Source organism: Kitasatospora setae KM-6054, assembly GCF_000269985.1.
Classification (GTDB): domain Bacteria; phylum Actinomycetota; class Actinomycetes; order Streptomycetales; family Streptomycetaceae; genus Kitasatospora; species Kitasatospora setae.
On sequence record NC_016109.1, the window covers coordinates 3,736,535 to 3,761,137 of the forward strand.

Here is a 24,603-nt window from a genome sequence, read left to right on the forward strand (position 1 = left end):
CTGTGGACAACCGCGCCGGTCCGTCCGCTCAGCCGGCGTCCGGCCCCGGGGCCAGGCGCCGGAGGGCGAGCCGGTCGATCTTCCCGTTGACGTTCAGCGGCAGGGCCGCGAGGCGGGTGCAGCCACCGGGGCGCATGTGGAGGGGCAGCCGGGTCGGCAGCCAGCGTTCCAGGGCCGCCAGGTCGACCGGTCCGGCGCAGAAGGCGTGGACGCCGCCACCGGCCTGGACGACCGCGGCCTCGGTGACGCCGGGGAAGTCGCGCAGCACCGCCTCGATCTCCCCCAGCTCGACCCGGTGGCCGCTCAGCTTGACCTGGTCGTCCAGGCGCCCCAGGTGCAGCAGCCCGTCCGCTCCGACCCGCACCAGGTCACCCGTGCGGTAGTACAGTTCGGGGCCCGGCGGCCCGGCGCCGTTCCACGGTTGGGCCCGGCCGTCCGCCACCGCCGCGAACCGCCCGGCGTTGTCCCGGGGGTCGAGGTAGCCGGGGAAGCGCTGGGCGCCCCGCACGCACAGCTCGCCCTCCCGGGCGGGGCGTCCGTCGGGGTCGACCACCAGGTGCTCCAGGCCCTCGTGCGGCGTCCCGATCGGCACGGTGCCGTTGCCGGTGGCCGGCCAGTCCGCGGGCCGGCCCGGCAGGCGGAACCAGGTGCAGGCGACGGTCAGTTCGGTCGGGCCGTAGACGTTCTCGACCCCGGTGCCGGGGAACGCCTCGGCCCAGGTCCTGGCCTGTTGCAGGGTCAGCGGTTCGCCGATGAACACGCTGTGCCGCAGCGCCGTCCCGGTCCTGCGGGTCAGCGTTCCCAACCGTTCCGCGACGGTGACCACCGACGGGACCGAGAACCAGTGGGTGAGCCGCCGCTCGGCGATGAAGTCGCCCGGTGCCAACAGGTCGGCCCGCTGCGGCACCACCACGGTGGCCCCGGCTCCCCAGGCGGCGAACAGGTCGAAGACCGACGGGTCGAAGGTCAGGTCGAAGGTCTGCGAGACCCGGCAACCGGGGGACAGCCGGTGCTGGACGATCGCCCGGGCGAGGTAGGCGGAGGCGTTGGCGTGGCTGATCGGCACGCCTTTGGGGCGCCCGGTCGAGCCCGAGGTGAAGAGGATGTACGCCGTCCGCGCGGCGTCCGGCCGGACGACGGCGGCGTCCGCGCCCGCCGGTTCGGCCGGCAGGGTGAGCAGCGGCCGGTCCGGCGCGGGGCGGGAGCGGGGGCCGCCGGGATCCGCCGCCACCACCAGGTCCGGGTCGGCGGCCTCGATCACCAGCCGGTTCCGGTCCGCCGGGTGGCCCGGGTTCAGCGGGACGACCGCGGCACCGATCCGCTGCGCCGCCAGGTAGGCGGTGTAGGTCGCGGCGTTGCGGGCGGCCAGCAGCGCGACCCTGCGCGGACGGCCCCCGGCCCGCGCGGTCAGCCGGCCCGCGAGCGCTGCCGCCCGGCGCTCCAGCTCCCGGTAGGTCAGCACCTCGCCGTCCACTTCCAGCGCGGGCAGCTCCGGGTGGCGCGCGGCGGACCCGGCGAACCACTCGTACAGCGGGCGGTTCATCCGTCCCCTCCCGGCCCGGCCGCCGTCCCGGCCCCCGGCTGGGCGCGGAGCCCGGCCAGGACCGTCGCGTAGCGGTCGGCGAGTTCCCGCGCCGTCCGGTCGCCGACCCGGGCCGCGTCGTACTCGACGACCAGCCAGGTGCGTCCGCCGGCGGCGTGCTCCTCGCGGAACAGCAGGAACCCGAGGGGGAAGCGGGCCCTCGGCGGGGCCAGCGGGAGCCACCGGGTCGAGCAGCCGGGGAGGTCGAGGGCGGGGACGGTGTCCAGGGCCAGCACGGCGGACGGCGGCGACTGGCCGGCCTGAGCCATGGCCCGCAGCGTCGCCGGGTCCAGCGCGGGCCCCTCCAGCCCGTCGAAGACCGCCTCGCAGACCTCCTCCAGGTGCTCGGCCCGCAGCCCGCCGACGGGCACCCGGGCGAGCACCGCCCGCATCCGCACCATGCTGTCCACCCGGTCGCCGTCGTGCCGGCCGCGCCCGGCGTCGGGGAAGCCGACCAGGAAGGTCCGCACGCCCACCACCTGGTGCAGCGCCTCCTGGAAGGCCGCCATGTGCAGGGTGAACGGGGTGACGGCGAACCTCAGGGCCGCCTCGTCGACGCCGTCGGGCAGGGCCGTCGGGGGGAGCGACGCCCCGCGCGGCGCCGCCCCGGCGGCCGGGAACGGGTCCTCCGGCGCGGGGCCGGCGAACGGCCGCGCCGGGGGCATCCGCGGCGGGGCCGGCGCCCGGTCGTGCCGGGGCGCGGCCGGCGCCTCGCCCGACGCGTAGGCCCGGGCGATGTCCCGGACCAGGAGCCGGGTGGACCAGCCGTCGACGACCACGTGGTGGGCCAGCAGCACGAAGCCGTGCAGGTCGCGGGCGATCCGTTGGATCCGGACGGCGGCCAGCGGCCCCCGGTCCGGGTCGATCCCGTCGCGCCACAGTGCCAGCGCCCGCTCCCGCAGCACGTCCGCGGCCTCGGCCCCGGGCGGCAGCGGCAGGTCCTCCAGCACCGCGTCGACCCGTCCGCCCGGGTCCGCCAGGACCGGCCACCCCGCGCGGACCCGGACGGCGGCCCCCAGCGCGGGGCGGCTCCCGAGCACCGCGGCCGCGGCGGCGCGCAGGCGGGCCGCGTCCAGCGGGCCCTCGATCAGGATCGCGGTCGGCTCGGTGTACAGCGACGGGACGTCCGAGACCTGCTCCTCGTACCAGAGCCCGGCCTGCTCCGGGGTGAGCCGTGCGTCCGCGCCGGTCACCGGGCCGCCTCGGGGGCAGCCCCGGACGGGCGGTCGCGCAGTTCGGCGTCGATCCACTCGGCGATCGCGACCGCCGTCCTGCGGCGGACCACGATCCGCAGCGGCACCTCGACGCCGAACTCCTCCCGCAGCAGTTCGGCGGCGTTCGCGACCAGCAGCGAATGGCCGCCGCTGAGGAAGAAGTCGCTGTCCGCGGCGAAGCCGCCCTCGCCGAGCCGGTTCTCGCCGAGCACCCGCTCCAGGACCGCGCGGGCCCGTTCGGCCGAGGCGGACGGGCGGGCGGTTCCGGATTCCCCGGTGTCGTTCGATCGCATCAGCGCGCTCCAGTCTGTCTTTCCGTTGACGGTGGTGGGGATCCGGTCGACCGACCGGATGGTGGCCGGGATCATGGCCGGCAGCAGGCGGTCCGCCAGGTGGACGCGCAGCCGGGCCGGCAGCCCGCGCGGATCGCCGGCCCCGGTCGGCACGACGTACGAGGCGAGGGCCGGCCGTCCGGCCGGGTCGCGGACGCCGTGGGTCCGGGCCAGCGCGACCTCGGGGTGGAGTTCGAGCGCGCCGTCGATCTCGCCCGGCTCCACCCGGTGGCCGCGGATCTTCACCTGGTCGCCGATCCGGCCGTACACGACGATCCGCCCGTCGGCGGTGGTCCGGGCGAGGTCCCCGGTCCGGTACGCGCGCCGCGCGCGCCCGGTGTCCGGGTGCGGCAGGGAGCGGAACGCCGCCGACCCGGCGTCGGGGGCGCCCAGGTAGCCGAGGGCCACTCCCCCGCCGAAGACGACCAGTTCGCCGGCCTCCCCCGGGGCGACGGGTGCCAGGTCCCGGTCCGCGAGCACCAGGGCGAAGCCCGGGAGGAGCCGGCCCGCGTCGACCTCCCCGCCGTCGGCCCCGACCTCGCCGATCGAGATCATGCAGGTGGCCTCGCTGGGCCCGTAGGCGTTGAACACCCGGCGCCCGGGTGCGCTCCAGCGGTCGCCGGCGGCCCTGGTCAGCGGCTCGGACCCCGACACCAGGACCCGCAGCCCGGGCAGCCGCCGGGGGTCGAGCGCCCCGTGGGCGGTGGGGGAGAGCAGCACCGCGGTGATCCGGCGGACGCGGAGCGCCTCCTCCAGCGGTGCGCCGACGAGCAGGGCGTCCCACTCGTCGAGGCAGAGCGCGGCTCCCACCGGGAAGGCCATCAGCAGTTCCCCCACGAAGGCGTCGAAGCCGGTGCTGGAGAACTGGAGGACCCGGTCGTCCGGACCGAGCCCGAGGCGGTCGCGCAGCCCGGCGGCCAGCGGGGCCAGTCCGCCCTGGGGCACCCGGACGCCCTTGGGGGCCCCGGTGGAGCCCGAGGTGAAGACCAGGTAGGCGAGGTCGTCGGGGGCGGCCTCCGCGACCAGTCCGCCGACCGCGGCGGGCTCCGCCCCCGGGCCGGCGGGCTCCGTCCCGGGGACGGCCGGTGGCAGCACCAGCGGCGGCGGCCCGTCCCGGCGTTCGGCCCGGGCCCGGTTGGCGGGGTCGGTGACCACGCAGCGCGGGTCGGCCTGCCGCAGGATCGAGTCGGTCCGCAGCGGCGGATGGGCGGGGTCCACGGTCAGCCAGGCCGCCCCGCGGGCGCTGGCCGCCAGGACCGCGGCGACCAGGTCCGGGCCCCGGTCCATCAGGACCGCGACGGTGTCCCCGGGGCGCACCCCGCGTCCGCCGAGCAGGGCGGCCAGCTCTGCCACCCGGTCGAGCAGGCGGGCGTAGGTCAGCCCGGTGCCGGCGGTCTCCAGCGCGAGCCGCTCGGGGTGCGCCCGGGCGGCCGCCAGGAAGATTCCGAACAGGGTGGGTGTCGGGTGCGCGGTCACGCGCGTTCCTTTCCGTTGTCGTCGTGCGCGTCTCCGCCGCGGGGTCCGGCGGCCACCCACAGGTACCGGCTGTAGGTGCTGATCCGGCCCTCCGCGACGGCGAACAGCCGCAGGCCGTGGCGGTCGGCGACGTCGAAGTGCGGGGGGACCGGTCCGCCGACGTCGACGGACCGCTCCTCCGCCGGGGCGAGCGGAACCGTCAGGGTGGTCGCCCACTCGGTGCCGTACAGGTCCTCGTGGAGCAGCGCGTAGCCGAGGTGGGCCACCACCGGGCGGCTGGTCCGGTTGGCCAGTACCGCGCGTTGGACGAGGTGCTCGCCGCGGACGGTGTGCCGGGGTCCTTCCAGGCGGCAGGAGACCGCGGCCCGGCGGTCCGCGTCGACGACCTCACCGCACACCGGGCAGGACAGCAGGGTGCGTTCCGCGTCGGGGTCGAGGGCGTGCCGCCAGTGCAGGCGCAGCCCCTCGGAGCCGCACTCGGGGCAGCTCTCGGGCTCCTGGGCGAGCACCCGGGAGGCGTCCGAGTAGCTGTCCATGAAGTGGTAGCGGCCCTGTGCCGTGAGGCTGGTGAGCTGTTCGGCGACGGCCCGGTCGATCCCGTCGAGCAGGTCCCGGCCGCGGTCCAGGCCCCGTACCGCCCGCTCGGACCCCAGGGCGTCGGCGAGTTCGGCCCAGACCTCGGCCAGTTCCGTCCGGGCGGCGTCCGGGCGGAACCGCTCCCCGGTGAACCCGCAGGTCCACAGGCGTCCGGCGGCCGCGGTCCGGTCGGCGAGCACCGCGAAGCGCTCGGCCGGGCGGTCGGACGCCGGCTCGACCCGGACCTCGCCCGGTTCCCCCCTGGCGACCAGCAGGATCCCGCCGTCCGGTTGGCGCAGCGCGTCCGCCGGGCCGCGCACGGTGATCCGGCCGGGGTCGGCCCCCGGGGCGATCCGGACGCCGCCGGCCGCCAGGTCGAGCGGCTCGCCGATCCGGCCGGCCGGCAGCCGCCGTCCCGGGTACGGGACGAGCCCCGGGTCGCCGAGCAGGACGAACCGCCCGTAGGCCCGCTCGCAGTCGGCCACCCCGCGGTTCACCGCGGCGACGGCCGCGCCGAGGGAGAGCCCGTCGCGCAGCAGCGCGGCGAACTGCGGGCCGGCCGCGTAGTGGCCGCCGCGCAGCCAGGGACTGGCGACCACGGCGACCGCGCCGCCCTCCAGCAGGGTCGGTGCGAGCGTGGTGTCGCTGGTGAACTGGGTGTCGCCCACCTTCTGCACCAGGCAGCTGTCGATGAAGACGATGCCCGCGCCCAGCGAGGCGGCGGGCAGCAGCTCGGCGTCCCCGTAGTGGAGGCGGTAGCAGCCCTCCCCCTGCACGCAGGAGGTCAGGCCGAGGGGCCGCCGCCCGTCCGGCCGCACCAGCGGCTCGTCCGCGGTGCGGCCGCAGATCACGCCGTCGGCGAGGTGCACCAGGCACTCCCGGCCGTGGGCCTTCAGCACCAGGGTTCCGCCGCCGTCGGCGGCCCGGCGGACCTCCTCGCGGGTGGCGGCGGGCCGGTCCGCGGTCGCGTCGATCAGCACCGACCGCTCGCCCAGCCAGGTGGGCGCGCTGACGGTGCGCTCCACCAGTGCGGCCAGTCGGCGGGGTCCGCGGGCGGTGAGCAGGCCGATGTGGTCCCGCTGCGAGGCCCGGGCGAGCCAGCGGTCCCCCACCGCCTCCGGGGAGGCGACCACGGTCAGCGGGCCCCGGGCGTCCAGGGCGAAGACCTCCGCGAGGTCGGCGAGTCGCAGGTGCGGCCGGCCGGTCCGGTTCGCGAGGGCGGCGGCCGCGGCGTCGGCCCGGTCACCGGTGGCCGACACCACCGTGCCGTCCCAGGACGGCTGTTCGTTCGTCGGGTCGGTCATGCCGGGCTCCGATCGGGGTCGGGCGGGAGGGGGGCGGGTGCCGCACGGTCCGTCAGGGAGCGGACCCCGGGGACGAGGAGGGTGAGCACGGCCGAGGCGGCGAGGAGCGCCGCGGCGGCGGCGAACGTGGTGCGGGTCCCGGCGTGCTGGGCGAGCAGCCCGACCAGCCCCATGCTGACCGGCCGCGACACGGTGTAGCCGAAGAGGTCCCAGGACAGCACCCGGGACAGCGTCTCGTCGGGCACGTGCTTCTGCATGGTGCTCTGCCAGACGATGTCGGTGAACATCACCGCCGCCCCGGCCAGCACCTCCGCGACCACCAGGACCCCGAGGCCGGCGCCCGCGCCCATCGCCAGCAGCAGCGGCACCGTGAGCACCGAGCTCGCGAGGAAGGCGGGCATCGGGCGGCGGGGCACCAGCCGGGCGGCGGCCAGGCTCCCGAGGACGCTGCCGATCGAGAAGGCGGTCAGCAGCGTGCCCCAGGCGGTCGCTCCGCCGAGCACCCGCTCCGCGGCGATCGGCCCGAGGACGAACAGCGGTCCGGCCACGCACAGTTGGTTCACCACGAAGTAGCCGATCCCGGCGGTCAGCCAGGGCCGGGCCCGTACTTCGGCGGCACCGGCCCGGAGGTCGGCGAGCACCGAGGCGCGCTCCCCGCCCGCGTCCGCCGCCGCGGACCTCGTCCCGCGCCCGCCGGCCACGAGCAGCAGGGCGCCCGCCAGGAAGGTGAGCGAGTCCAGGCCCAGGGCCCAGGCGGGGCCGAGCGTGGCGGTCAGCACGCCGGCGAGCGCCGGGCCGGCGACGTTCGCCACCCCGGACACCGCCGAGATCGAGGCGTTCGCCTGCTGGAGCGCGGCGGGCGGCACCAGCTGCGGGACGAAACCGCCGTAGGTGGGGAGGAAGCAGCCCGAGGCGAGGCCGTGGACGAGTTGGAGCGCCGCGAGGCCCGCCACCCCCGCGTGGCCGCCGAACAGCGCCGCCGCGGTCAGCCCCTGGGAGACGAAGCGCACCAGGTCCGACCCGACGAGGATGCGGAGGCGGTCCGCCCGGTCGGCCAGCACCCCGCCGAACAGCAGCGAGACGGTGAGGCCCAGGACCCGTGCCGTGAGCACCGCGGACAGCGCCCCGGCCGACCCGGTCAGCGAGAAGACGGCGAAGGCCATGGCCACGCCGTTGCAGCCGTCGCCGAGGACGGACAGGGCCTGGGCGGAGGCGAGGTACCTGATCCTGCGGTCGCCGAGGACGGTACGCGGGTTCATGGGTGGTCAACTCCTGACGGGTGGGAGCCGTACGCCTGCGCGGCGGCGAAGCAGTACTGCACGTGATAGGCGTCCAGGTCGGGCGGGGCGGCGGGGCCGGGCTCCAGCCGTTCCCCCCAGCCCCGCACGGTCGGTCCGGGCAGCGTGACCCGCTCTCCGGCCAGGGCGATCTCCCCGGCCGCGGCGATCCGCGCCAGCGCCCGGACCAGCCTGGTCCGGACGGCCTCGCCCCGGGGGGAGCCCGCGGTGGGCAGCCGCCACTCCTCCCACCAGCCGGGAAGGGCGAGGAAGCGGTCCAGGCGCACGGTCCCGCCGTACGGCAGGATCCGGCTGAGCTGCTGGCGCACCAGGGCCGCCGCGCATCCGGCCGCCTGTTCGGCGTGCTCCGCGGCGCCCCGCACGGCCGTCCCCGAGGCCACCATGCTGATCCAGTAGCGCCAGGGCTCGTCGAGCGGTCCCGGCAGGATCACCCCGGAGGGGTCGCGGCGGAACGCCGCGCCGCGGCGGGCCGTCCGCAGGTCCCGGGCGAACAGCACCTCTCCCGGCCATTCCAGGTCGGGGTGCCGGTCGAACCTGCGGTGCAGCCGGGCGTACTCGGCGCTGAACGCGACGCGCAGGTCGACGGCCTCCTCCAGCGGCACCTCGTCGCGCAGGACGACGACGAGGTCGATGTCGCCGGCCGGCCCCGACCGGTCGACGGCGCTGCCGGTCAGGATCACGAAGGAGGCCCGGCCGGCCGGTACCCGGTCGGCCAGGGCTTTGATCTCCTCGAACATCGGAGGCGGTCTCTACTCCGCCGCGGCGGGCAGGTGGTCCGCGGCCGCGGCCCCGGCCCGGAAGTGCACCAGGCGCACCCCGCTCGGGATCATCACCCGGCCGTCCTCGGCGGTGTGCCCGGCGACGAAGGCGTCGATCCGGGCGATCACCTCGGGGTCGTCCACCAGGCCGGGGAAGGTGTTGAGGTGGCCGACCCGGAACCACTCCCGGGCGGCCGCCGCGTCCTCGGCCACGGCCACCCCGGCCAGCCGGCGGACGTCCAGCGTGCCGCGCCCCTCCCGTTCGGCCCGCAGCAGCACGTCCTCGACGATCCGCCAGGTGTAGTCGCGGCCGGTGCCCGGGAACGGGGCGATCCGCTCCCACAGTTCGGTGACCAGGCGCTGCTCCGCGGAGTCCGCGTCGAAGAACAGCATCACCAGGTGGCCGTCCGCGGTGAGCAGCCGGGTCAGCCCGTCGACGATCCGGCGGGCCCGGACCAGGCCGGCCTCCGGGTCCCCGACGGAGACCACGCCGTCGGCCGAGGTCTCCTCGAAGCACTCCAGCAGGGGGTAGTTCAGCGACCAGAACGACCCGACCAGGTCGTAGCTGCCCGCCCGGCCCTCCGCCAGCAGGTCCGCCACCACGCGCTCGGTGTCGCCGACGGTGGCCTCGGCCGCGGGGAACGCGGACCGGAAGCGCTCGATCATGCCCTCGCTCTTGTCGGCACCGTGCAGGCTGCCGTAGCGGGCCAGCGGCCAGCTGGCCCGGCCCGGGCCGCAGCCCAGGTCCAGCGCCCGCAGGTCGCGCGGCCGGCCGTCCGCCGGGCCGTGGATCTCCTCCAGCAGCTCGGCGACCAGGTCGGTGTCCTCCGTGCCCCCGTAGTAGTGCGGGGGCAGCATCTCCTTGTAGACGTCGGCGTTCTTGTAGCCGATGTTGAAGGTCTCCACGGACATGGTGTCTCTCCTTCGGTCTGGGATCGGTTCAGGCGGCTCGGACCGAGCCGGCGGTGTCGTGCGAGCGGTCGGCCCGGAGGCCGAGCAGGCCGCTCACCTGTTCGTGGGTGTGCAGGAACCACTCCCGGGCCCAGGGCGGGACGGCCCCGGCGCGCGCGGCGCGGCGGTAGGCGGTGGCGAGGTCCACCAGGTAGCGGGCGAGCGGGTGCGGGCTGCGCAGGTGGAGCGCGCCGTGCGCCGCGCCGAGGCTCCGCAGCAGGGCCGTCGCCAGTTCGCGGGCGGCCGGGTGCGGGAGGCCGGCCTCCGGGCCGACCCCCGTCCCGTGCGAGGCCAGCTCCAGCGCCTCGGCCACCCGCCGGTGCGGGCGGCCGGTCAGCGCGCCGACGTCCAGGGCCCGGCGGGGCCGGCGGAGCATCATCTCCAGGGCGGTCGAGGCGAGTCGGTCCGCGTCCTCGCGGTCCACCTCGGCCACCGTGATGAGCCGGTTCTGCCGGGAGGAGAACTTCCGGCCGCGGTCGTGGATCGTGCCGAACGCCACGTGCTCCGACGTCCGCCCGCGGGCCGCCAGCACGTCGCGCAGGGCTCGCTGCAGCAGCGTCTGGTCGTCGCCGATGACGTGCAGCATCAGGTCGGCGGCCGGGTCGCGGGCGAGGCTGTTGGCCACGTCCCGGAGGAAGTACAGCGAGGACCCGTTGGCCCGGGCCACCGGCACCAGGCCGTCCGGACGGCGCAGGCACCAGGTGCCGTTGACCGCCACCGCGGGGTGTTCGGCGAGCAGTTCGTGCAGCAGGGAGTCGAGCGGGCCGGTGACGGCGCTCTCCCGTTCGAAGTGGTCCACCTCGGCGTGCACGAGCCCCATGTCGGCGACCGCCAGGTCGACCATCCGGTCGACGAATCCGGGCCGGGGGTCGGTGGGGTCCGCCAGTCGGGCCCGCAGGGCGACCGGGTCCCGCAGTTCGGGGGGCACCGCGCGGTCCAGCCAGGGGTGGGCCGCGGTCAGCCGCTCGATGTCCGCCGCGCGTTCGCCCAGCACCATGTTCACCAGGGCGTACAGCACGCCGGCCGCGGTGTCGAAGCGCATCCCGGGCGGGATCGCCCGGGTCCGGGTGCGCGCCATGATCCAGTCCAGCAGGACCACTTGGCGACCGTGGTCGTTGACGAAGTAGTGCACCCGCACCTCGGCCCCGGCGGAGCGGAGCAGTCGGGCCAGCGAACCGCCGATCAGCGTGCTGCGCAGCGCCCCGAGGTGCATCGGGTGCACCGGGTTGATGCTGGTGTGCTCGACGATCACGCGTCGGCCCCGCAGGTGCGTGCTCCACTCCTTCCAGTACGTGTGCTGGAAGGAGCGGGCGTACTCGCCGAGTTCGTGCCAGGGCAGGGGCGCCTGCCGGGGTGCGCCGGTCCGGTCGCGGTAGTGCAGCCGGCCGTCGCGGTTCCAGTGGACGGCGTGGGCCGGGTCGGCGTGGTCGCCGAGCAGTTCCCGCAGGAGCGGGTTGACCGGGAGGGAGTGGTCGCGGTCCCGCATCACCAGCCTCCTTCCCAGGCGGCCACCGCGGCCTCGGACCGCGCCGCGGTGGGCGGGCGGTGCAGCAGCACCGTGTTGGTGAGGCCGTGGGCGGCGCAGTACCCGGGCGCCCCGGCCAGCAGCCGGCGGAAGTCCACGGCCGGGAGCAGGCGCGCGCCGGGCCGGTCGAGTCCCCGGCGGCGGAGGGCGTCCGCGATCCGCGCGGAGCGCTCGGGCGCCCACTCCTGGAGGACGGCGCACACCGGCATCAGCGCGAGCAGCAGTTCGCCGTGCCAGGGGACCGCGTCGGTCTCCTGTTCCAGCTGGTAGGCCAGGTAGTGCTCGGTGCCCTCCTCGAACCAGGCGTCGCCGGTCCGCAGGCCGGCCTCCACCTTCGCGATCAGCAGCGCGGCGGTCCCGGACGGGTCGGGTGCCTCGTCGTGCAGGCCGGCCAGGGTCCGGTCGACCAGGTCCCGCGCGGTGCGCAGGAGCGGTTCGTCCACCTGGTGCGCCAGGAGGCGGTCCCGCACGGCCGACTCGACGCTCAGCAGGTCGCCGGTGCTCCACCGGTGGCCGGCGGGCGGGGCGGCGGCCAGCAGGGCCCGGTCCAGCACGACCGCGTCGGGCAGGCCGGTCTCCCGGTACTCCACCGCGTCACCGACCCGCAGGGCGGCGACCGGACTGAACGCGGCGTCGGTGGACAGCAGGGTCGGCACGGTGAGCAGCGGCAGTCCCGCGTCGGCGGCGGCGACCTTGGCGCGGTCCATGACCGCGCCCGCCCCGACCGCCAGGATCCGTGTGGTTCCGGCGTCCGGCACCGGTGCGGGGCCGGTCTCGATCCGGGCCGCCCCGGCGCCGAGCAGGGGCGCGGCGGCGGCCCAGGCCCGCGGCGAGGTGACGACGAGGTCGGTCCGGCCGATCGGGCCGAGCCGGTCGAGGCCCTCGATGACGCGGATCCGGTCGTGGGTGGGTGGCATGGTGGTCCTCCGTCGGAACGGGCTCGGGAGCGGGCTCAGGAGCGGGGGAGGTGTCGGCCGGCGGGGGCGGACATCTCGAAGGGGACGAGCGCCGGCCCCGGGCGGACTCCTCGGGCCTGGCGGACGAACGTGGTGCGGCGGTAGCCGCCGAACGACGCCATCGCGTTCTCCTGGTCGTACTGGGTGGAGCCGATCGCGACGTGGCCGAAGTCGAGGGTCCCGAAGGACGGCATCCGGCCGTGGACGGTGAGCCCGAGGGCGAAGTCGCCGAGTTCGAGCATCTGCCGCAGTTCCCGGTCGGAGCGGTAGCGGACCAGCGGCAGGATCGGGCAGTACTTCTCCTCCAGCACCACGGCGCTGTCCGCGGCGGCCTCCAGGACGGAGGTCTCGTACAGGTCGGGGCCGATCCGGCCGCCCGCCCGCAGCACGGTGCCGGCGGCGGGGTCGGTGATCCGGCGGTACCAGTCCTCGGCGTGCGCGGTGAGCAGCAGCGGGCCGACGTCCGTGGCGGGGTCGGTGTTCGGTCCGTAGCGGACTCCGTCCAGGACCCGGTCGAGTTCGGCGGTGAACCGGTCGAACACGGCGTCGGCGACGTAGACCCGCTCGGTGGCCAGGCAGTCCTGCGAACTGTTGAACAACCGGGTGGCCGCGACCGCCGCCGCGGCGGCCGCCGGGTCGGCGTCGGCCGCCACCACGAAGGCGCAGCACCCCGGCCCCTGGTAGACCATCCGGGTCCGCTCGGGGAGCCGCTGGTGGAGCCGCTCGGCCCGGGCCGGGCCGCCGCAGAACACCACCCCGGCCGCGTCCTCCCCGGTCCGCCGCTCGAACGACTCCCAGTCGTCCCGGTCGGCCCGCACGTCCAGCCCGGCCCGGCGGGCGATCGACACCACCCGCTCGACCACGTGCCGGCTGGCGGTGGCCGGGCGCACCAGGACCCGGTTGCCCGGGAGCAGGGCCCCGACCGCGAACAGGACGAAGGAGTAGAGCGGGAGGGTGGCGGGGAGCCGCACGTGGACGGTGCCCAGCGGCACCCGTCCGGCCAGCCAGGCGACCTGGCGCCGGTCGAGCGCCAGCCCGGCGTCGGCCCACTGCCACTCGGTCTCCGCGGTGCGGACGGTCTCCACCGTCGCGGCCAGGGCGATCAGCTCCGGTTTCTCCTCGGCGAGCAGCCCTCTCAGGATTTCGAGTTTCCTCAGAATTTCCATCAGATCCTCCGGAACGGTTTGTGGCGATCCTGTCGAGAAGGTCCGGCCGGTCAGTCCCAGCCGATGTCGCCACCCGATCCGACCACCACTGCGCCCCGGTTTTCCGCCACCGCACCGGACGGGACGGAGGAAGGCGCGGCAAAGATGGAAACGATTGCGGCGAAGGTGACGACGAAAAGGGAAGCCCGGATCACCGAAAAATCCAATCTGATCGGATGGATCATTTTCCTCGAGGCCGGATCCCAGTGTCTCCGCCCCCTTCGACAGCAATGCTTCCCGACCGCCTTCACCCGGTCCAGGGCTGCCGTTTGGCCTATGATTGACGTCCCGACCTGGCCAATACTCAATGGGGGGCAAAATGGACAATGTCGGCGATTTTCAACGGCCGCCGACGGGATTGGGCGGCGTTGATGTCGCGGTGTACGCCGCAGTGGCCCAGGGGCACGGCGCGGACGGCGCGGACATGGCCCGCCGGGTGGGGTTACCGTTGGCCGAGACGCTCGACTCGCTGGCCAGGCTCTCCGCGTTCGGACTGGTCAGGGGGAGCCTCACCCAGCCGCCGGGAGTGGTGGCGGTCCATCCGGGGGTGGCTGCGGAGCTGGCCCTGCGGGACGCCATCGAGGGCGCGCGGGAGCGCCTGACCGGCCTGGAGGAATTGCGGGAGTCCATGCTTTCCTGCCTGCCCCACTACGGCGAGAGCGACCCGTCCGAAATCCTGCTCGAAGCCTCGGAGGTATCGGCGTTCCTCGCCGGCGAGATCAAGCGGGCCGAGCACGAGGTACTGACCGTCCAACCCGGCGGGGTGCGCAATCCGTCCACCCTCGACTCCGTGCTCTCCCAGGAGCTGGAAATGCTCGGCCGGGGAATCAGCCGGAGAATTCTCTACCAGCACACGGCGCGCGGATCGCTCGCCATGCAGTCCTTCGTGTCGTCCCTCTGCGCCGCAGGCGGAGAAGTCCGCACCGTGGACGTGCTGCCCGACCGCATGGTCGTCATCGATCGGCGTGTCTGCGTCATACCCCGTCGCCTCACGAATTCGGGCCCGCCGGCCGGGGTCGCCATCATGTCGCCGAGCACCATCGGGTTCGTCGTCGATCTTTTCCAGCGGCTGTGGGATTCGGCCACGCCTTTCACCGCCACCGAAGCGGTGCGGGAGGAGGTACTGGACGAGGTGAAGCGGGCCGTCCTGCACGCCCTGGCCCTGGGCCTGACCGACGAGACGGCGTCGCGCCGGCTGGGCATGTCCACCAGGACGTTCCGCCGCCACCTCTCGACCGCGATCTCCGACCTGGGCGCGACCAGCCGGTTCCAGGCCGCGGTGATGGCGGTGGAGCGGGGCGTCATCGAGCTCTCGCCCTCCGACGCCTGACCCGGGGTCCGTCTTCCCGGCCCGTCCGGCCGGGAAGACGGACCCCGGTCACATCCGCTCGGGGGCGCGCAGGCCGAGCAGGTCCAGGCCCTGCGCGAGGGTGTCCGCGGTGAGGCGGCACAGCGCCAGGCGGTTGGCCCGGCGGGCCGGGGTGTCGGCCTTCAGGACGGGGCAACTGCCGTAGAACTCGGTGAGCGCCTTCGCCAGGGCGAAGAGGTACCCGGCCAGCCGGTGCGGCTCGGCCTCGTCGGCCACCTCCCGGAGCACCTGCCCGAAGCCCTCGAGCTGCAGGATCAGGGCGCGCTCGGCGGGTTCGAGCGGCAGTCCGGGATCGACCTCCGGGGCCGGGTCGACCGCCTGGGCCTTCCCGAGCAGGGTGCGCAGCCGGGCGTGGGCGTACTGCAGGTAGACCCCGGTGTTGCCCTGGAGCGAGACCATCTGGTCGATGTCGAAGACGTAGTTCTTGGTGCGCGACGTCGAAAGGTCGGCGTACTTGACCGCTCCGATGCCGGCCGCCCGCGCGACGTCGTCGAGCTCCGCCTCGGAGAGCTCGTGCGGCTTGTCGGCGACCGCCCGGTGGGCCGCGGCGACGGCGGCGTCCAGCAGCTCGGCGAGCCGCACGGTGCCGCCCTCCCGGGTCTTGAACGGCGTTCCCCCGGGGCCCATGACCGTACCGAACGGGACGTGCACGGCCTCCACCCCGGCGGGCAGCCAGCCGGCCCGGCGGGCGGTGGCGAAGACCATCTTGAAGTGCAGCGACTGCCGGGCGTCGACGACGTAGAGGATCCGGTCGGCGCGCAGCTCCCGGACCCGGTGCCGGAGCGTGGCCAGGTCGGTGGCCGCGTAGCCGTAGCCGCCGTCCTTCTTCCGGACGATCAGCGGCACCGGGGCGCCGTCCGGTCCCGTCACGTCCTCGAAGAAGACGCAGAGGGCGCCGTCGCTCTCGACCGCGGCACCGCTGTGCAGCAGTTCCTCGGCGACCTCGTCGAGGAGGTGGTTGTACGTGGACTCGCCGGCCGAGTCCGCCTCGGTCAGCAGGACCCCGAGCCGGTCGTACAGCTGCTGGAAGGCGGCGGTGGAGACCGCCACCAGCTCCCGCCAGGCCCCGGTCGTCGCCTCGTCGCCGGACTGCAGCGCGACCACCCGGCCGCGGGCCCGCTCGACGAAGTCCTGGTCCCGTTCGAACTCCTTGCGGGCCGCCCGGTACAGGGTGTCGAGGAGTGCCACCTGCGCGGCGGCGTCCCCCTGCTCGGCCCGGCCGTGCCAGCCGGCCTCCGGGTGCTCGTCGAGGTACTGGATCAGCATGCCGAACTGGGTGCCCCAGTCGCCGAGGTGGTTCTGCCGGACGACCTCCCCGCCGAGGAAGGACAGCACCCGCACCAGGGAGTCGCCGATGACCGTGGTGCGCAGGTGCCCGACGTGCATCTCCTTGGCGATGTTGGGCGCCGAGTAGTCGATGACCGTCCTGCTGCCCGCCAGCGGGAGGCCCACACCGAGCCGCGGGGCGGCCAGCCGGGCCGTCACCTGCGCCCACAGCAGGCGGTCGGCGAGGCGGAGGTTGAGGAAGCCCGGCCCCGAGACGTCGGCCGCGAACGGCCCCGCCGCCAGCTCGGACCGCAGCGCCTCGGCCAGGTCGCGCGGCGGACGACCGGCCTCCTTGGCCAGGGCCAGTCCGACGTTCGACTGGAAGTCGGCGTGCTCGGACGGCCGGACCAGCGCGTCCCGACCGGACAGGTCCTCCGGCAGGACGCGGGCCATCGCCTCCCGCACCGCGCGCTCCGCCAGACCCATCGCGGCGAGTACCTCGGTCACGTGCGACTTCCCCCCAGTGCTGTGCGCCCCGGGTCGTCGGCCGCCGTCGGCCGCCGACCCGGCAGACTTCCGAGCTAGGTAATATATCACATACCAGATGGGCCGAGGCGCGCCTCCGGAAGGCGCGGGCGGCCCTCAGGCGTCGAAGTCGTACTCCAGGACGTACGAGGCCGAGTCCAGCACCATCTCGTTGACCTCCACCGCCTGCCCGTCCTCGGCGAACGCGATCCGGTGCACCAGGAACACCGGGGTGCCGGGCGCCAGCGCCAGCCGCTCCGCCTCGTCGCCGGCGGGCATCCGGGAGCGGATCTGCTCCTGGAAGTGCACCGGCTTGTGCCCCAGTTCGGCGAGCCGGGCGTAGGTGCCGCCGGGGCCGGTGTCCGGGTCGGTGATCCGGCTGCCGGCGACCAACGCGGCCGGCAGGTACGAGTCGGAGAGCAGCACCGGCTTGCCGTCCAGCACGAAGCGGCGGCTGCGCACGCAGGCCGGCTCGTCGCCCTTGAGGCCGAGCACGGCGGCGATCCGCCCGGGCGCCCCGCGCTCGGTCACGCTCAGCTGGTCGACCGTCAGCTCGCGGGAGGCTATGTCCGCCGACCAGACCGACTCGCCGCCGCCCCAGGTGCGGCCGGAGAGCCGCTGGATGCCGCGCCGCCGTATCGGCCGGAACTCCCGGACGAAGACGCCGACGCCCCGGCGGGCCTCCGCCACCCCCTGGTCCTTGAGGACGCCGAGGGCCTGGCGGGCCGTCATCCTGGCCACGCCGTACGTCGCCATCAGGTCGTTCTCGCCCGGGAGCCGGTCGCCGGGGCGGTAGCGGCCGGAGTCGATGTCGCGCCTGAGGTCCTCGGCGATCCGCTGGTACTTGGGCTGCGGGGCGGGTGGGTGACTGGTCATGGCGGCGGACTTCCTTCCCCTCTTCTCTAGACATCCTACGCGGGATGTGACCCCTGACGCATTGACATCTCTAGAGATTTCAGGTTGTCTAGAGATGTTGGGATCTGACATACCCTCATATCGGCTGCCGAGTCTCCGCCCATCGGGCGAAACCGCGTGAGGAGCCCGCCATGTCCGTCCACCGTCGATGGTTCTCACTGCCCCGCGAGCCCGCCACCGTCGCCGCCGGACGCCGCCGGGTCCGCGACCTCCTCACCGCCTGGAACACCCCGCTCGACCAGGACACCCGCTTCGCCCTCGACCTGGTCACCTCCGAACTGCTCGGCAACGCCGTGCGCCACGCCACCGGCCCCGCCGTCACCGTCGGCGTCCACGCCGACCCGCTGCACCACCGCGCCGTCATCGAGGTCTACGACTCCTCCCCCGCCCTCCCCGTCCTGCCCACCGCCGCCGACCTGCCCGACGAGGACGCCGAGTCCGGCCGCGGCCTGCTGCTGGTCGCCGAACTCGCCCTCGCCCACGGCGTGGTCCGCAAGCGCGGCGGCAAGTGGGTCTGGGCCGAGATCGCCCTCCCGGGCGCCGCCGCCCGCCCCATCCCCGGCCCCCGGGACGGCACCCCGCGCAAGACCCCGCACGGCGGGGTCGCGCCCTGGGCGATGACCTGCCAGTAGCCGGCCGGTCGGCCGGGCCGACGCGTCGTCAGATCGACGGGTCGCCCAGAGGCGCGGCCGTCAGCGCGCGGTGCAGCTCCGGCGTGCCGTGCCCCAGCCCGCGGGCCGCCAGCCAGGCCGCCGCGCCCGCGCCGTCGCCCGCGGTGCGGAGCGGGGCGGCGGGCCAGCGGGCGGCGAGCAGCGCGCGGAGTCGGGCGGCGAGCGGGGTGCCGGCGGTGAGCAGGCCGCCGGCCAGCACGACGGGCAGCGCGGAGCCGGGCGGGCGGAGCAGGGCGAGGGTGTCGAGCAGGTGGTCGGCGGCCCGGTCGACCAGGGCGCGGGCGGCGGGGTCGCCGGCCTCGGCGCGGGCCAGCACGACCGGGGCGAGCCGGGCCAGCCGGGTCGGGGCCTGGGCGTGGACGGCGGCGATCAGGGCGGAGCGCGGGTCCGCGCCCGGGCCGTCCGGGCCGGTCAGTTCCACGGCGAGGGCCGCGTGCAGGCCGGTCAGCGGTTCGTCCCGGTCGATGGCGGCGAGGGCGCCGGTGACGGCCTCCCGGCCGAGCCAGACGCCGGAGCCGCGGTCGCCCAGCAGCCAGCCGTGGCCGTCCGCGGTGCGGCGCACTTCGTGGTCGCGGATCTCGGCGGCCATCCCGCCCGTCCCGCTGAGCAGCACGTTCCCGTCGGGTTCGGCGGTGCCGGCCGCGTGCGCCAGCACCACGTCGTTGACCAGCACCGGGTGGGCGCCGAGCCCGAGGCCGTCCCAGAGTCCGGTGAAGTCCGGCCGGACCACCAGTCCGCCCGCCAGGCCCAGCACCCCGGCCGTCACCCGTCCCGGGTCGATCCCGTCGAGCGCGGCCCGCACGGTGCCGCCGATCTCGCGCGCGGCGGCGGCCACCCCGTGCGCGACCGGGTTCCCGCCCGCGCCCCGGGCCCGGCCGAGCACCCGCCCGTCCAGTGCGGCGACCACCGCCCGGGTGCTGGTCCCGCCGACGTCCACCCCGAGCACCAACGCCGCACCGGCCACCGCGCACACCTCCTGGCAGAGAGGTCCCCATGCTAGGCGGGCCCGGAAAACCGGTACCGTCCCCCGCCCGCCCCGGGCAGGATCGGCCGGGTGACGGAGACACCGAAGAGGCAGGTCAGGGCGCGGTACGACGAGGAGACCGTGACGGTCTACCAGGCGTTCCGGCCGGAGATCGCGGAGCCCGCGGTGGCCGGGGGGCGGTTCCCGGCGGCGTTCGACCCGGGGCGGATGACGTGGGTGAAGCCGTCGTTCCGGTGGCTGATGCACCGCAGCGACTGGGCCAGGAGCGAGGGGCAGCAGCGGGTGCTGGGGGTGGTGCTGTGGCGGGCCGGGTTCGACGCGGCGCTGGAGGCGGCGGTGCTGAGCTCGTACGAGCGGGGGGTGCACGCGTCGCGGGCCGAGTGGCAGCGGGAGCTGCGGCGCTCCGAGGGCCGGGCGCAGTGGGATCCGGAGCGCGACCTGGAGCTGCGGCCGCTGGCGCACCGCTCGCTGCAACTGGGCCTGAGCGGCTCGCTGGTGGAGCGCTACCTGGGCGAGTGGCTGGTGCGGATCGACGACCTGACGCCGCTGGCCCGCGCCCTGCACGCGACCCGGGACCCGGGGCTGCTGCCGCCGGAGCGGCCGTACCCGCTGCCCGCGGGCGCGGCCGTCCGACTGGGGGCGTCCTGAGCTTCCGGACCGGCGGGGAGGCCCCGCACAGCAGTCGAGCCGCCGACCGCACCCCGCCAGGAGGGTGCGGTCGGCGGCTCGCCGACCAGGGGCCGCGCGTCAGCCGACGTTGGCGCAGGAGTTGCCGAACGCCGGGTTCAGGGCGCCGATGACGTCCACCGAGTTGCCGCACAGGTTGACCGGGACGTGCACCGGAACCTGGATCTCGTTGCCGGAGGCCACGCCGGGGGAGCCGGCGGCGACGCCCTCGGCGCCGCTGCTCGCCATGGCGGAGCCCGCACCGGCGGCGACGATGCCCACGACAGCGGCGCCGACGGCGGCAGCCTTCTTGATGCTCATTGAGTCTCCTCGATAAATCAGATCTTCCAATTGCCGCGCCGGGGGCTGCCGGAAGGAAGCACACGGGACGTGCACCAGGCCAACGAAGCCGCCCCGGCACAGTTGCGCACGCCCCCGAACAATCACCCACTCGGCCTAATCCGCCGCATTCGGGTGATCGGTGGATCCGCCCGTTTCCCCGGCCGCGCCGACTCGTTCTTGCTGACGAACACCGCTCCACAGGCAGCCACCTGGCCGCCCTGGAAGCGCCGCGAAGCGACCGCTCCCCGCCGTGAGCGAGTGGTCGCGGGCGCACCCCGACGCGGCACGGATCGCCCAAGCCACGGGCGACACGAGGGTGTTGGGCCGCGTGAGTGACATTCACGGCGCATCCGGAAAACACCGGGCGATGATGCCAATCGCCCGGCACCCGACCATCCGAAGTCGGGCAGAACGTGAGGAAGAAAGCTATGCGCAACTTCAAGAAGGCCGCGGTCCTGTCCGTCGCCGCCGCCGGCCTGGTCCTCGGCTCCGCCGGTCTGGCCAACGCCTCCGCGGGCGCCGAGGGCGTCGCGGCCGGCTCCCCCGGCGTGCTCTCCGGCAACCTGATCCAGGTCCCGGTGCACGTCCCGGTCAACGTCTGCGGCAACACCGTCAACGTCATCGGCCTGCTGAACCCGGCGTTCGGCAACTCCTGCGCCAACGTCGGCTGAACTGCCTGACGCAGCGCCAGCGCCGCACCGCACCCCCGTGGTGCGGTGCGGCGCACCAACTCCCTGTGTGATCTAGGAGATCAACCCCCATGCAGAACGTGAAGAAGGCCGCCGTCCTGTCGGCCGCCGCCGCCGGCCTGGTCCTCGGCTCCGCCGGTCTGGCCAACGCCTCGGCCGGCGCCGAGGGCGTCGCCGCCAACTCCCCCGGCGTGCTGTCCGGCAACGCCGTGCAGGTGCCGGTGCACGTCCCGGTGAACGTCTGCGGCAACTCGGTCAACGTCATCGGCCTGCTGAACCCCGCGTTCGGCAACTCCTGCGCCAACGTCGACGCCCCGGTCGAGCACGTGCACCCGGCGCCGGTGGACGAGGACTGCTGAAGTCCCCGCTGACAGGCATTCCCGTGCAGACTGCCCCCCGGCCCCGCGGCCGGGGGGCCGCCCGCGTTCCGCCCCCGCGCCCTCGCGGGACACCACACCCGGCACCCCACCCGTAAGGATTTGGCCGATGACCCGGAAGACCACCGGCGCCGTGGCCGCGCTCGGCGCGGCGATGCTGCTCGGCGGCGTCACCGCCCAGGCCGCGCACGCCGAGCCCGCCGCGCTCGACGGGCTCCCCGCGCCCACCACCCACCTGCAGAACACCGACGCCCAGCAGGCGCTCACCGGCACCACCAGCGCGCTCGGCTACGCGGTCGCGCCGGTGAAGGAACTGCGGCTCGACCCGTGGGCCGGCTCCGGCGCGGACGTGCTGAACAACGGCGTCGCGGTCGTCCCCGACAACGGGGTCGCCCCGGTCGGCACCGCCCCGCTGACCTCCCCGCTGTCCGGCGGCGGCGGCCCGAAGGACCTGCCGCTGGCCGGCCCGCTGCTCGGCGTGCTGCCGGGCTGAGCCCGCCGCTCCGGCCCCGCACGCGCGACGGCCCGGGTTCCCCAGCCGGGGGCCCGGGCCGTCGCGCGTGCGAGGGGGGAGGCCGGGTCAGAACCGGGCCTGGTCGAGGCCGCCGGCCAGGACGCCCACCGGGTCGGCCTGGTTGAGCATCTCGCCGGTGGTGGCGGTGGTGGTGCCGGCCAGGTTCTTCACCGAGTCGGTGACCGAGATCTGGTCCTGCTCGCCGCCGAGCGAGGCGCTGGCGCCCGGGACGGCCTGGACCGGCGCGGTCACCAGGTGCGGGTCGACCTTGTCCAGGGTCAGCGCGGCGTCGGTGAGCTGGCCGCTCTCGCCCCGCACGAAGGAGACCGGCTGGCCGAGGCCGACCGCCGGGCCGCCCAGGCTGAGCGGGGCGGCCGGGGCGTCCACGCCGAGGGCGCCGAGTTCGGTGCTCCGGTCGACCTCGGGCAGCGGCAGCACGGCGCCCAGCGAGGGGCCGGCCTTGCCGCCGTTGAGGGAGGGCACCACGTGGTCCGGGATCGGCTGGGTCGGGCTCTGGCCGGTCTCGGTCGGCGGCATCAGCGGCGAGGTCGGGATCCCGCCGTGGACCTCGCCGCCGTCCGGCAGCAGCGGGAGCGGCGCGGTGGCCGCGCTGAGCGGGATGGTGAACGGCACCTCCTGGGTGGCGAGCCCGTTCTCGATCGCGGCCACCTCGGCCGGGGTCTTCGGGGCCGCCTGGGCCACGCCCTGCGCCGCCGCCACGCCGGCGCCGACCGCCAGCAGCAGGGCGCCGGTCGCCCGCTTGGAGAGCTTCATCGTGTTCGCCGTTCGTTCGGGAAATTGGTTCGAGTGCCTGTGGGCACCCTGGCGAACGAGCCAGCTCCGGTGCGGATAGCGGGAGTTAACCGGAACGGCTGAATAATCCGATCTCCGCATGGTCGACAATCCGACCGGCGCGCAGGGAAAGCCGAGATCGATGACGAATTTCCCCAAGAACCCGTAACTTTCCGAGTCGCCATTCTTTGATCCCGACGACGACGGGGCAGCACCCCTCGAACGGCATTTCAGAGAGGTATCTCCACCATGCTCAAGAAGACTTTCGCTACCGTCGGCCTGGCCGCCGCAGCGCTGGCCGCGGTGTCCACCCCCGCCGTCGCCATCGGCAACGCGGACGGTTCGGCCGGCTCGATCCAGGGCAACGGCGGCACCAACGCCACCGGCACCTGGGGCAACAACAGCCCGAACTTCCACTTCGCCGACAACCCGAACCTGTGCCTCCCGGAGATCCACAACATCGGTGTCGCCGTGCTCGGCGTGGCCGTCCCGGTCGAGGTCGACGCGCTCAACAACCAGCCCAAGCAGACCTGCGTGGTCGGCCAGGGCACCCTCGGCAGCGGCGACGGCGGCGTCTCCCACCTGGTCGGCTGACCCACCGTCACTGCCCCCGGCGCGGAGCCCCACGCTCCGCGCGGCACCACCCGCCGGGCCGCTCCCCCGGCCCGGCGGTCACAGGACCCGGCGCGAGCCACGCACCGGTCCGGCGCTCCACTCCATCAGATCCGAAAAGGAAAACCCAATGATCAAGAAGGCTCTCGCCGCCGCCGGCGTTGCCGCCGCCGGTCTCGCCACGATCGCCTCCCCGGCGATGGCCATCGGCGACGCGGACGGCGCCGCCACCTCGGTCCAGGGCAACGGCGGCACCAACGCCACTGGCACCTCGGGCAACCACAGCCCGAACTTCCACACCCTGGACAACCCGAACCTGTGCCTCCCCGAGGTGCACAACATCGCCGTCGCCGTCATCGGTGTCGCGGTGCCGATCGAGGCCGACGTCCTGGACAACAAGCCGTCGCAGACCTGCGTCGTGGGCCAGAACACCGTGGGCAGCGGCGACGGTGGCGTCAGCCACCTGATCGGCTGACCTCCCGGTCGCAACCGACCGCCGGGTCCGGGGGAGCGATCCCGCGGGCCCGGCGGTTCCACGTCTCCGGCCGCTCCCGGAAACCCGTCCGTCTGCGGCGCGTTCGGGTGATCGGAGCACCGGTGGGCGCGTGCAGCGCCGCTCCAGCCGCACCCCTGTGATCACGTAGAAGCACTCCCCATGACGCAGAGAGGAACTCCCATGAAGAGCAAGCTGGGCAAGGCCGTCGTCACCACCGTCGCCGCGCTCGCGCTGGCCGGCATCGCCGCCCCCGCCTACGCGCACGTCGCCGTCGGCGGCGGCCAGGAGGGCGTGGCCACCGCCGACGAGCCCTTCGTCGCCGGCCACTGGGCGGGCTTCGCCGAGACCTCGCACATCTTCACCGCGGGCGGCGGCTACGGCTGGGCCACCGACACCGCCGTCGGCGGCGGCGAGGGCGGCATCGTCGCGATCGACTGACGTCGCGACAACCCCCCTGGGCGCGGAGGCCGTCGGCGGCCGCCGCGCCCTTCGCCGTCCCCGCCCTGCGCGGACGCCCGCCCCGCCAACGCCCGCGCGCCGATACTCCGTTGCCCCGGTCGGTGCCGGCCGGAAGACTGGCCGACCGGACCGGCCACGGAGGGGAGAACGGTCATGGAGAAGATCCCGACGCTGTTCGAGCGGGACGGCGCCTTCCGGGTGGTGGACCGCCCGCGCGCCGAGTGCGCCTGGGTGTTCGCCGGGGAGGGCGCGGCGACCGAGAAGCTGGACGGCACGAACGTCCGACTGACGGTCCGCGCCGGGCAGTTGGTGCGGGTGGAGAAGCGCCGCAACCCGAGCGCCGCGCAGAAGAAGGCGGGCATCGTGGACGGCTGGTACGCCGACACCGCCGAGGACGCCGCCGAGGACCGCTGGATCCTGGCCGCCGCCCGGGGCACCGACGTGGCCGGCTGGCCGGACGGCGAGCACCCGTGCGAGGCGCTGGGCCCGCGGATCCAGGGCAACCCGCTCGGGCTGGACGGGCACCTGTGCCTGCCGTTCGACCGGGAGGCGCCGGTGTACGAGGGGGTGCCGCGCGACTACCCGGGCCTGCGGGCGTACCTGGCGGAGCTGGAGAGCCGGTTCGCGCCGGGCGCGCTCGCCGAGGGCATCGTGTTCCACCACCCGGACGGGCGGCGCGCCAAGATCAAGCGGAAGGACTTCCCCGGGTCCGCCCGGCCCGGGCGCGCCTGACGGTCCGTCAAGGCGG

Annotated in this window: 26 protein-coding genes; 10 read left to right on the forward strand and 16 right to left on the reverse strand. The window is 75.2% G+C overall.

Translation table 11 applies throughout. From position 1 onward, the window contains the following. Positions 1-28 precede the first annotated feature (28 nt). Genes KSE_RS16475 through KSE_RS42825 form a run of 11 tightly spaced genes read right to left on the reverse strand, consistent with a single transcriptional unit; the run spans position 29 to position 13,362 of the window. The gene (locus KSE_RS16475) at positions 29-1,543 is read right to left on the reverse strand and encodes an amino acid adenylation domain-containing protein (protein WP_014136451.1); all 1,515 of its coding nucleotides are present in this window, start codon (positions 1,541-1,543) and stop codon (positions 29-31) included. Continuing rightward, positions 1,540-2,775 (reverse strand): condensation domain-containing protein, encoded by a 1,236-nt coding sequence (locus KSE_RS38515; protein ID WP_014136452.1) that lies wholly within the window; start codon positions 2,773-2,775, stop codon positions 1,540-1,542. Before KSE_RS38515 ends, KSE_RS16475 begins: the two co-directional genes overlap by 4 nt. Then, the gene (locus tag KSE_RS16480; protein WP_014136453.1) at positions 2,772-4,604 is read right to left on the reverse strand and encodes a non-ribosomal peptide synthetase; all 1,833 of its coding nucleotides are present in this window, start codon (positions 4,602-4,604) and stop codon (positions 2,772-2,774) included. The genes KSE_RS38515 and KSE_RS16480 overlap by 4 nt, the downstream gene beginning before the upstream one ends. Continuing rightward, on the reverse strand, positions 4,601-6,484 hold the full coding sequence (locus KSE_RS42160) for a TFIIB-type zinc ribbon-containing protein (protein ID WP_014136454.1): 1,884 nt from the start codon (positions 6,482-6,484) through the stop codon (positions 4,601-4,603). Before KSE_RS42160 ends, KSE_RS16480 begins: the two co-directional genes overlap by 4 nt. After that, a complete protein-coding gene (locus KSE_RS16490) occupies positions 6,481-7,743 on the reverse strand; it encodes an MFS transporter (protein WP_014136455.1) in 1,263 nt (420 codons plus the stop codon). The genes KSE_RS42160 and KSE_RS16490 overlap by 4 nt, the downstream gene beginning before the upstream one ends. Continuing rightward, a complete protein-coding gene (locus tag KSE_RS16495; protein ID WP_014136456.1) occupies positions 7,740-8,519 on the reverse strand; it encodes a hypothetical protein in 780 nt (259 codons plus the stop codon). Before KSE_RS16495 ends, KSE_RS16490 begins: the two co-directional genes overlap by 4 nt. Before the next feature lie 12 nt (positions 8,520-8,531). After that, entirely contained in the window at positions 8,532-9,452 is a 921-nt protein-coding gene (locus tag KSE_RS16500) for a class I SAM-dependent methyltransferase (protein ID WP_014136457.1), read from the reverse strand. Positions 9,453-9,480: 28 nt separating this feature from the next. Beyond that, positions 9,481-10,977, reverse strand: coding sequence for an arginine--tRNA ligase domain-containing protein (gene argS, locus KSE_RS16505; protein WP_014136458.1), 1,497 nt, complete (start codon positions 10,975-10,977; stop codon positions 9,481-9,483). Beyond that, positions 10,977-11,933 carry an iron-containing alcohol dehydrogenase gene (locus KSE_RS38520; RefSeq protein WP_014136459.1) on the reverse strand — a complete coding sequence of 319 codons (957 nt, stop codon included), beginning with the start codon at positions 11,931-11,933 and terminating at the stop codon, positions 10,977-10,979. The genes argS (KSE_RS16505) and KSE_RS38520 overlap by 1 nt, the downstream gene beginning before the upstream one ends. Positions 11,934-11,968: 35 nt before the next feature. After that, complete coding sequence (locus tag KSE_RS16515; RefSeq protein WP_014136460.1) at positions 11,969-13,138, reverse strand: aldehyde dehydrogenase family protein; 1,170 nt, start codon at positions 13,136-13,138, stop codon at positions 11,969-11,971. 50 nt (positions 13,139-13,188) lie between these two features. Then, positions 13,189-13,362: a hypothetical protein gene (locus KSE_RS42825; RefSeq protein WP_157850038.1), complete on the reverse strand. Its 174-nt coding sequence runs from the start codon at positions 13,360-13,362 to the stop codon at positions 13,189-13,191. 134 nt (positions 13,363-13,496) lie between these two features. Here KSE_RS42825 and KSE_RS38525 point away from each other — a divergent pair, with 134 nt between their 5' ends. Next, positions 13,497-14,507 carry a LuxR C-terminal-related transcriptional regulator gene (locus tag KSE_RS38525; RefSeq protein ID WP_148283108.1) on the forward strand — a complete coding sequence of 337 codons (1,011 nt, stop codon included), beginning with the start codon at positions 13,497-13,499 and terminating at the stop codon, positions 14,505-14,507. A 48-nt stretch (positions 14,508-14,555) separates the two neighbouring features. On the opposite strand, the gene argS (KSE_RS16525) is transcribed toward KSE_RS38525, so the two are convergent. Beyond that, positions 14,556-16,319, reverse strand: coding sequence for an arginine--tRNA ligase (gene argS, locus KSE_RS16525; RefSeq protein ID WP_014136462.1), 1,764 nt, complete (start codon positions 16,317-16,319; stop codon positions 14,556-14,558). A 135-nt stretch (positions 16,320-16,454) separates the two neighbouring features. After that, on the reverse strand, positions 16,455-17,213 hold the full coding sequence (locus KSE_RS16530) for a GntR family transcriptional regulator (protein WP_014136463.1): 759 nt from the start codon (positions 17,211-17,213) through the stop codon (positions 16,455-16,457). Positions 17,214-17,383: 170 nt separating this feature from the next. On the opposite strand from KSE_RS16530, the gene KSE_RS16535 reads away from it, so the two are divergent. Continuing rightward, on the forward strand, positions 17,384-17,884 hold the full coding sequence (locus KSE_RS16535; RefSeq protein ID WP_014136464.1) for an ATP-binding protein: 501 nt from the start codon (positions 17,384-17,386) through the stop codon (positions 17,882-17,884). 28 nt (positions 17,885-17,912) lie between these two features. On the opposite strand, the gene KSE_RS16540 is transcribed toward KSE_RS16535, so the two are convergent. Beyond that, positions 17,913-18,887 (reverse strand): N-acetylglucosamine kinase, encoded by a 975-nt coding sequence (locus KSE_RS16540; RefSeq protein ID WP_014136465.1) that lies wholly within the window; start codon positions 18,885-18,887, stop codon positions 17,913-17,915. Positions 18,888-18,977: 90 nt separating this feature from the next. Between KSE_RS16540 and KSE_RS16545 the strand changes: the two genes are divergently transcribed. Next, complete coding sequence (locus tag KSE_RS16545; protein ID WP_014136466.1) at positions 18,978-19,556, forward strand: DUF4291 domain-containing protein; 579 nt, start codon at positions 18,978-18,980, stop codon at positions 19,554-19,556. 99 nt (positions 19,557-19,655) lie between these two features. Here KSE_RS16545 and KSE_RS16550 read toward each other — a convergent pair whose 3' ends face one another. After that, positions 19,656-19,895: a chaplin gene (locus tag KSE_RS16550; protein ID WP_014136467.1), complete on the reverse strand. Its 240-nt coding sequence runs from the start codon at positions 19,893-19,895 to the stop codon at positions 19,656-19,658. A 449-nt stretch (positions 19,896-20,344) separates the two neighbouring features. On the opposite strand from KSE_RS16550, the gene KSE_RS16555 reads away from it, so the two are divergent. From KSE_RS16555 to KSE_RS16565, 3 genes are all read left to right on the forward strand, one after another. Then, the gene (locus tag KSE_RS16555) at positions 20,345-20,587 is read left to right on the forward strand and encodes a chaplin (protein WP_014136468.1); all 243 of its coding nucleotides are present in this window, start codon (positions 20,345-20,347) and stop codon (positions 20,585-20,587) included. An 89-nt stretch (positions 20,588-20,676) separates the two neighbouring features. Further along, positions 20,677-20,964 (forward strand): chaplin, encoded by a 288-nt coding sequence (locus KSE_RS16560; protein ID WP_014136469.1) that lies wholly within the window; start codon positions 20,677-20,679, stop codon positions 20,962-20,964. Positions 20,965-21,091: 127 nt separating this feature from the next. Continuing rightward, the gene (locus KSE_RS16565) at positions 21,092-21,475 is read left to right on the forward strand and encodes a hypothetical protein (protein ID WP_014136470.1); all 384 of its coding nucleotides are present in this window, start codon (positions 21,092-21,094) and stop codon (positions 21,473-21,475) included. A gap of 87 nt (positions 21,476-21,562) precedes the next feature. Here the strand turns inward: KSE_RS16565 and KSE_RS16570 are convergent, their stop codons facing one another. Continuing rightward, positions 21,563-22,270 (reverse strand): hypothetical protein, encoded by a 708-nt coding sequence (locus tag KSE_RS16570; RefSeq protein WP_014136471.1) that lies wholly within the window; start codon positions 22,268-22,270, stop codon positions 21,563-21,565. A gap of 267 nt (positions 22,271-22,537) precedes the next feature. Here KSE_RS16570 and KSE_RS16575 point away from each other — a divergent pair, with 267 nt between their 5' ends. From KSE_RS16575 to KSE_RS16590, 4 genes are all read left to right on the forward strand, one after another. After that, on the forward strand, positions 22,538-22,882 hold the full coding sequence (locus KSE_RS16575) for a hypothetical protein (RefSeq protein WP_014136472.1): 345 nt from the start codon (positions 22,538-22,540) through the stop codon (positions 22,880-22,882). 148 nt (positions 22,883-23,030) lie between these two features. Continuing rightward, entirely contained in the window at positions 23,031-23,375 is a 345-nt protein-coding gene (locus tag KSE_RS16580; protein ID WP_014136473.1) for a hypothetical protein, read from the forward strand. Between the two features lie 201 nt (positions 23,376-23,576). Further along, positions 23,577-23,834: a hypothetical protein gene (locus tag KSE_RS16585; protein ID WP_014136474.1), complete on the forward strand. Its 258-nt coding sequence runs from the start codon at positions 23,577-23,579 to the stop codon at positions 23,832-23,834. A gap of 174 nt (positions 23,835-24,008) precedes the next feature. Then, a complete protein-coding gene (locus KSE_RS16590) occupies positions 24,009-24,587 on the forward strand; it encodes an RNA ligase family protein (RefSeq protein ID WP_014136475.1) in 579 nt (192 codons plus the stop codon). Positions 24,588-24,603 lie beyond the last annotated feature (16 nt).

What these genes read in the sequence shown, in the direction of transcription:
- KSE_RS16500 (WP_014136457.1), bottom strand. Translation starts at nt 9,452, where the DNA reads ATGTCCGTGGAGACCTTCAACATCGGCTACAAGAACGCCGACGTCTAC.
- KSE_RS16535 (WP_014136464.1), top strand. Translation starts at nt 17,384, where the DNA reads ATGTCCGTCCACCGTCGATGGTTCTCACTGCCCCGCGAGCCCGCCACC.
- KSE_RS16490 (WP_014136455.1), bottom strand. Translation starts at nt 7,743, where the DNA reads ATGAACCCGCGTACCGTCCTCGGCGACCGCAGGATCAGGTACCTCGCC.
- KSE_RS16515 (WP_014136460.1), bottom strand. Translation starts at nt 13,138, where the DNA reads ATGGAAATTCTGAGGAAACTCGAAATCCTGAGAGGGCTGCTCGCCGAG.
- KSE_RS16530 (WP_014136463.1), bottom strand. Translation starts at nt 17,213, where the DNA reads ATGACCAGTCACCCACCCGCCCCGCAGCCCAAGTACCAGCGGATCGCC.
- KSE_RS42160 (WP_014136454.1), bottom strand. Translation starts at nt 6,484, where the DNA reads ATGACCGACCCGACGAACGAACAGCCGTCCTGGGACGGCACGGTGGTG.
- argS (WP_014136458.1), bottom strand. Translation starts at nt 10,977, where the DNA reads ATGCGGGACCGCGACCACTCCCTCCCGGTCAACCCGCTCCTGCGGGAA.
- KSE_RS38520 (WP_014136459.1), bottom strand. Translation starts at nt 11,933, where the DNA reads ATGCCACCCACCCACGACCGGATCCGCGTCATCGAGGGCCTCGACCGG.
- KSE_RS16580 (WP_014136473.1), top strand. Translation starts at nt 23,031, where the DNA reads ATGATCAAGAAGGCTCTCGCCGCCGCCGGCGTTGCCGCCGCCGGTCTC.
- KSE_RS16555 (WP_014136468.1), top strand. Translation starts at nt 20,345, where the DNA reads ATGCGCAACTTCAAGAAGGCCGCGGTCCTGTCCGTCGCCGCCGCCGGC.
- KSE_RS16565 (WP_014136470.1), top strand. Translation starts at nt 21,092, where the DNA reads ATGACCCGGAAGACCACCGGCGCCGTGGCCGCGCTCGGCGCGGCGATG.
- KSE_RS42825 (WP_157850038.1), bottom strand. Translation starts at nt 13,362, where the DNA reads ATGATCCATCCGATCAGATTGGATTTTTCGGTGATCCGGGCTTCCCTT.
- KSE_RS16575 (WP_014136472.1), top strand. Translation starts at nt 22,538, where the DNA reads ATGCTCAAGAAGACTTTCGCTACCGTCGGCCTGGCCGCCGCAGCGCTG.
- KSE_RS16590 (WP_014136475.1), top strand. Translation starts at nt 24,009, where the DNA reads ATGGAGAAGATCCCGACGCTGTTCGAGCGGGACGGCGCCTTCCGGGTG.
- KSE_RS16585 (WP_014136474.1), top strand. Translation starts at nt 23,577, where the DNA reads ATGAAGAGCAAGCTGGGCAAGGCCGTCGTCACCACCGTCGCCGCGCTC.
- KSE_RS16570 (WP_014136471.1), bottom strand. Translation starts at nt 22,270, where the DNA reads ATGAAGCTCTCCAAGCGGGCGACCGGCGCCCTGCTGCTGGCGGTCGGC.
- KSE_RS16475 (WP_014136451.1), bottom strand. Translation starts at nt 1,543, where the DNA reads ATGAACCGCCCGCTGTACGAGTGGTTCGCCGGGTCCGCCGCGCGCCAC.
- KSE_RS16550 (WP_014136467.1), bottom strand. Translation starts at nt 19,895, where the DNA reads ATGAGCATCAAGAAGGCTGCCGCCGTCGGCGCCGCTGTCGTGGGCATC.
- KSE_RS16495 (WP_014136456.1), bottom strand. Translation starts at nt 8,519, where the DNA reads ATGTTCGAGGAGATCAAAGCCCTGGCCGACCGGGTACCGGCCGGCCGG.
- KSE_RS16560 (WP_014136469.1), top strand. Translation starts at nt 20,677, where the DNA reads ATGCAGAACGTGAAGAAGGCCGCCGTCCTGTCGGCCGCCGCCGCCGGC.
- KSE_RS38525 (WP_148283108.1), top strand. Translation starts at nt 13,497, where the DNA reads ATGGACAATGTCGGCGATTTTCAACGGCCGCCGACGGGATTGGGCGGC.